Source organism: Endozoicomonas sp. ONNA1 (assembly GCF_024606325.1).
In the GTDB taxonomy this organism is placed as follows: domain Bacteria; phylum Pseudomonadota; class Gammaproteobacteria; order Pseudomonadales; family Endozoicomonadaceae; genus Endozoicomonas_A.
On record NZ_JAHHPN010000451.1, the window covers coordinates 1 to 1,493 of the forward strand.

Below are 1,493 nucleotides of genomic sequence, written 5' to 3' on the forward strand. Positions count from 1 at the left end.
CAGTCACTGTATCCGGGAAATCACCATGAAAAAGTTATTCAACCTGTTTCCGTTACTTTTGTGTTTGTTTTATTCGACGACACGGGCCAGCCCCCCTTCACAAAATGATTTTGATTTTATTAAGCCTTTTAATGACACCGCTCTGGTGGCAAACGGGCTTGAGTTAGCGGGAGGCATTGCCGGAGTCTCTGTGTCTACCCTGCTCAACCTGGGTATATGGTGGGGTGTCTGTAAAACAGCGGGTATAGTCACCGGGCTTTCAGAAACCTATGGTCTGGCTGCATCGGATACAAAGGAGCTGGAAGAGTTGAAAACGGATTTCTGTTGGCAACTGGCTCCCGTGATCTCTACCGCCGAAGTGGCACTGGCCGGGCATGTGTCTTCCTGGCCCCTGGAACAGCACTGGTGGAAACTCCTTTATTTTGCCGGTGCAGGAATGGACATTTATGGCTCTATGACGGAAACGAGGAAGCACATACCTGTCGGAGTCTTGACTTACCTTGCTTCAGAAGCGCTATCAAGAACCGGAGCCAGCGCTATTTCGGTACCAATGCTAAGAAAAATGAGGTTCGTAAGAGATATTACAACTAAAAGGTATGTGTCTGGGGAATACGCAATATTGTCTGTGATTAATGGGGTTATGGTTGGTGCTGTCACTTATGAAGCCTTGATCCATAAAGGCATCAGGCCAGCAAAAGCGAGTCTTGCTGCTGTTGTCAGTGCAGCGATTGTGGGAGCTCTCTCGGGAATCAGTTCAGAGCTAATAGTGGATGTGGACGAACAGACAAAGGCCGGAGTCGGAGTCGGAATCGGAATCGGAACCGGAGCCGGAGTTCTGGCTGGAGCCCTGGCTGGAGGCGTAGCTGGATCTGTATCGGGAGCTGGAATCGGAGCTGGAATCGGAGCCGGAACCGGAGCCGGAGTTCTGGCTGGAATCTTATCCGGAGCCGTATCCGGATCCGTAGTTGGAGCCGGAGTCGTAGCCGCGGTCGGAGTCGGACTTGGAGGTGTAATCGGAGCCTTAGCCGGAGCAGAAATCGGATCAAGTGCCGGTTCAGGAGTCGGGTCAGGAGTCGGTTCAGGAGCAGGATTAGGATCTTTTATCGGAACCCAATCCGGAGCCTTAGCCGGAGCTGGAGCTGGAATCGTAGTCGGAATCGGAAGCGGAATCGGAAGCGGAATCGGAATCACACTGGGAGTCGGATTCACAGCCACAGCCCTGTACGGAGTCGGAACCTTGCTTATGTTGGCCAGTTCCAAGTCCACCTCAGACCACCTGTGTACCAAAGCCGGTGTCACTTTGGTACCTGCGTTGACTTTCGCTGTTATCAACAGTCTTTCAAACTACGCTGTTTATGGCTATCCACTGGAACAAAGCTTTTCAGAGACCGCCTGGACTCAGTGGAAAAAGTTCTATGCGCCCCTTGATTATCTCTCAACTCTGTTTAACTGACAGATTCAACTTTCATGTTTTTCAAATAAATAATCGGCTT

General features: G+C 50.9%; 1 pseudogene. It reads left to right on the forward strand.

Annotated elements, in window-relative coordinates:
- Positions 1 to 1,453: pseudogene (locus KDK19_RS10390) on the forward strand (hypothetical protein); the annotation flags it as partial.
- Positions 1,454 to 1,493: the final 40 nt, after the last annotated feature.